We start from the raw sequence: 3,899 nt of genomic DNA, 5'->3' as shown, positions 1-3,899 counted from the left end.
GAAGGCATCGACGATGGTTACGAAGGGCTCGCTCCGGTGATGACATTCCGGCCCGACAGCCGCGGCCTTTCGGATTTGTCGGGAAATGTGTGGGAATGGATCGCCGAACCGTGGGGTGGCGATGATGAAAAGACCCGGGATCTCGGCGTTGTGCGCGGCGGAGCCTACACGACAGACAGTCGCGACGAACTGCTGGCCTCCTACCGCCGTCCCCTGCCCGCCGATTCACGTCTCCCTGACGTAGGATTCCGCGTCATCCTGCTCGAAGACGGCAAACCGGCGCGGAACGAAGATTGAGCGGTGTGGTTGCCCCTTTTGTAAGCGACACGGGAACGACCATGCAAAAGTCGTTGCCGGATGATTTTGAGCGTCACGCTGCTTGGCGCTGAGAACGGGAGGAGCTGGTGCCAGCCCAGGCTTCGGGAGTCACGTCCTTGATCTGGTGGTTGGTCAGTGTTGGCAGGCGGGTGAGGACATCGCGCAGGTAGGTCTGCGGGTCGATGCCGCGACTGCGGCAGGCTTCAATCAGGGTGAAGAAGATGGCGCTGCGCTCGCCGGCCTCCGCTTCGCCGATGAACAGCCAGTTCTTCTTGCCCACGGCGGTGGGACGGATGGCGTTCTCCACTTCGTTGTTGTCGATCTGGATGCGGCCGTCTTCCAAATAGACCAGCAACAGGGGCCAGAGGGTGAGGGTGTAGTCGATGGCCTTGCCCATGGCGCTCTGCGGGAGGTGCTGGCGGCTGATCTTTAGCCGCGTGAGTGCACGATGGATTCGCTCGATGATCATGCGGCTCTGGCTTGAGCGGATGGCCTGGCACTGGCGCGGTCCGGCTTGTGTCTGACGCAGGTGCTTTTCGATGCGGTAGAGATGCTGGATCTGCAGCAGGACCCAGCCGGCGTGTTGCGGGGTGCTCTCGGCGGCTTCGTGGAACTTGCGCCGGACGTGTGCCCAGCATGCGGCCAGGGTGATGCGCCCGTCGCTGCGACTGGCGAACGATGGATAGGCGCTGTAGCCGTCGCACTGCACGGTTCCGCTAAAGTCAGCGGGGATGATGTGATCGAGACACCTTGCTCCGCGACTGGTCTTCCACACGAAGGACACGTCGGCTCCGGGCCGTTTGCAGGCCCAGAAGTAGCCTTGTCTGGTCCGGCCATTGCCGGGACTCAAATACTCGATCGGCGTCTCATCCACTTGCACATACCCTCCGGCCATCACTCCGGTGTGGATGTGCTCGTAGATGGGTCTCAACCAGTCGGCGGCAAGGCCGAGCCAGCGCGCGCTGCTTTGCCGTGGAATGGCGATGTCGTGGCGCGTGGCGTAGATCTGCTCCTGCCGGTAGAGCGGCAGATGATCGCAATACTTCGCCACGATGATTTGCGCCAGCAGCCCGGGCGCGGCGATGCTGCGCTCCTGCAACGTATTGAGCGCGGCGATGACCGGAGCCTTGTGCGGTTCGTCGCGCTTCACATACTTCTTTCTGATGATGCGGCGGCGGAAGAACCGTGCAGGCTGGTAGTCGAGCTGCACGGTGATCTCCTCGCCGATGTGCCGCCAGGCTTCCGGCGCGGCGGCGACTTCGTCGGGCTCGATGACTTCATCGACCGCAGGCAGATGCTCGGGCACTCGTGCTTCGCGCCATCTGCGCGGCTTGAGCGGCCTGTTGTCCTTGCCCCGCCTCTCGATCTCAGCCTCCAGGACGCAGGGGTTTGCGCTGGAGGCTCCGGCTTTTTTTGCGCCTTCGTCACCTTGCAGCAGGAGCATGAGCTGCGCCTCGTCGAGCTGCTCGCTCCTCGCGCCAAAGATGCGCCGCACCAGCAGGTCGATCTTCTCCTTCAACAGCTTGATCTCCATCTGCTGAGCCTTGTCCCGTGCACGCAACGACTCGTTCTCTTCGGTGAGTCGGGTTTCCAGCGGCGTCATCATGTTGCAGAGCCAGACGAGCAGATGGCGTACCAATTTTGCGCCGTGCCGCTGCTTGAACCGCAGTTTTTTTCAATCGCGTTGATACCACGGGCGCATCGTTGCCGCATGCATGTCGATGCCGTCGGTGAGCAGCGCAAAAGCCTCTGGCGCAAGGCTGATGCGCGCGGCCTGCGGCTCCACGCTGCGCGGCCAGCAGAACGTGCCCTTCTCCAATCGTTTCGTCATCAGCCACAGCCCGGTCTTGTCCCAGTAGATGATCTTGAGCCGCGTGCGCTTCTTGTTGGTGAAGGCAAAGAGCGCCCCGCTGCGCACATCGGCCTTGAGCTTCTCGCTCACCGCCGCGTGCAATCCTTCAAAGCCTTTGCGCATGTCGATGGGATCGAGCGCCACGAACACCTTCAAACTGCCGGTGAAGCTCAGCATGACGGGGATCAGGCGAGGGCTTTGAGCAGATCAGCAGCCAGACACACCTGTCCACGATCTTTGATCTCCACCGTAGCACCGCCCGGCAGACGCAGCACCAGAGCGCCGGCAGTCACACTCTGCACATCCGCCAGGGCGACCACCGCCTCGGCAAACACTGGCCTCTCGGGTTGCCTTGCCCTGTTTGGACGCAGCTTTCGCTTTCGCTCCACCCAGGCCATCAACGTGGAATACTTGATGCCCACCAGCTTTGCGAACTGCGTGCCCGGCAGTCCGCTGCGCTCAAACTCCTCAACCAACGCCTCGCGTTGCCCTGACGGCGTGCGCACACGTCCACAAACATCCCTCTTCAACACAATCGACCTCTCTTGCATAAGCATGAGAGATCAGAGCCTTCTCACACTTCTGCTACCATGTTCCAATGGCACCGTGCGTGACGCTTACCCCCTTTTGCAAAGGGCAACGGTTCGATGAACGCATCACCACGCCACGCCCATCTGTTCGCACGGGTGCAAACACCCAGGGCCACTTCGTCCGCGCTCTCGCGCAGCAAGGCACTTCTCTCTCAGATCTCCCCACACAAGCCCCGCTTCAAGCAGGGGCCGCTGGCGAATCACGAATGCGCGTTTGTCCAGTCGCTCGCCGCACGGACGATTTCCCAGAAGCTACCGCTTTCGAGACTGGCACCACCGACGAGCGCGCCATCCACGTCGGTCTGGGCGATGAGTTCCGCCATGTTGTTCGGCTTCACGCTGCCGCCGTATTGGATGCGGATTTTCTTCGCGGCATCTTCGCCAAATAAATCGTGCAGAACCTTTCGGCAGAAAGCGTGCGCTTCCTGCGCCTGCTCCGACGATGCGGTGCGACCTGTGCCAATGGCCCAGACGGGTTCATAAGCGATCACGCAATCAAGCACGCGACGCGCACCGACTTCAGCGAGGCTCTCGCGAAGTTGCTTATCCAAAACTTCTTCGAGGCGACCACCATCGCGCTCTTCGAGCGTCTCACCGATGCAGAGGATCGGATGGATGCGAGCTTCGAGTGCAGCGAGCACTTTTGCGTTTACGATCTGGTTTGTCTCGCCGTAGAGCGAGCGGCGCTCGCTGTGACCGAGGATCACATGCTGACAGCCCACGTCCTTAATCATGCGCGCGCTGATCTCGCCCGTGTAAGCACCCGCAGGATGCTGGCTCATGTTTTGCGCAGCCAGTTCGATGTTGTCATTGCGCAACATTTCGCCCGCCTTCGGCAGGCTGATGAACGGCGGAGCGACCACCACCTGCACGGGGCACTTGTCCGGCACCAGACGGATGAAGGCGCGGAGGAAATCCTCCGTCTCCTGCGGTGTCATATGCATTTTCCAGTTGGCAGCGATGATGGGCTTTCTCATGGGGAAGTTGAGCGATGGTTGAACAATGGCTGAGCGATAGTCGAGCAGTGGATTCTTTTAGAAGGTCGCGAGTGATCGAAAACAACGGCTCAACAATCGCTCAACGACTGCCCAGCCATCGCTTAACTCACTTCTCCATCAGGCACGCGACACCCGGAAGCA

5 protein-coding genes are annotated in these 3,899 nt (G+C 61.1%); 1 reads left to right on the top strand and 4 read right to left on the bottom strand.

The annotated features are described in order from the left end of the window. Positions 1 to 297, top strand: a 297-nt coding sequence (locus ACILSL_RS27200; RefSeq protein WP_395735214.1) for a formylglycine-generating enzyme family protein, incomplete at its 5' end; no start/stop codon positions are given. 73 nt (positions 298 to 370) lie between these two features. On the opposite strand, the gene tnpC is transcribed toward ACILSL_RS27200, so the two are convergent. The 4 genes from tnpC to tpiA form a co-directional block, all read right to left on the bottom strand. Further along, a complete protein-coding gene (gene tnpC, locus ACILSL_RS27195) occupies positions 371 to 1,957 on the bottom strand; it encodes an IS66 family transposase (protein ID WP_407073023.1) in 1,587 nt (528 codons plus the stop codon). Positions 1,958 to 1,993: 36 nt separating this feature from the next. Beyond that, complete coding sequence (tnpB, locus tag ACILSL_RS27190; protein ID WP_395735213.1) at positions 1,994 to 2,347, bottom strand: IS66 family insertion sequence element accessory protein TnpB; 354 nt, start codon at positions 2,345 to 2,347, stop codon at positions 1,994 to 1,996. An 8-nt stretch (positions 2,348 to 2,355) separates the two neighbouring features. Then, the gene (gene tnpA, locus ACILSL_RS27185; RefSeq protein WP_395735212.1) at positions 2,356 to 2,676 is read right to left on the bottom strand and encodes an IS66 family insertion sequence element accessory protein TnpA; all 321 of its coding nucleotides are present in this window, start codon (positions 2,674 to 2,676) and stop codon (positions 2,356 to 2,358) included. Between the two features lie 284 nt (positions 2,677 to 2,960). Further along, complete coding sequence (gene tpiA / locus ACILSL_RS27180) at positions 2,961 to 3,737, bottom strand: triose-phosphate isomerase (protein WP_395735211.1); 777 nt, start codon at positions 3,735 to 3,737, stop codon at positions 2,961 to 2,963. Positions 3,738 to 3,899 lie beyond the last annotated feature (162 nt).

It is taken from the genome of Prosthecobacter sp. (assembly GCF_044222345.1).
Taxonomy (GTDB): Bacteria; Verrucomicrobiota; Verrucomicrobiia; order Verrucomicrobiales; family Verrucomicrobiaceae; genus Prosthecobacter.
Note: the sequence above shows the minus strand (reverse complement) of the source record. Positions and strands in the feature narration are given on the sequence as shown.

What these genes read in the sequence shown, in the direction of transcription:
- tnpB (WP_395735213.1), bottom strand. Translation starts at nt 2,347, where the DNA reads ATGCTGAGCTTCACCGGCAGTTTGAAGGTGTTCGTGGCGCTCGATCCC.
- tpiA (WP_395735211.1), bottom strand. Translation starts at nt 3,737, where the DNA reads ATGAGAAAGCCCATCATCGCTGCCAACTGGAAAATGCATATGACACCG.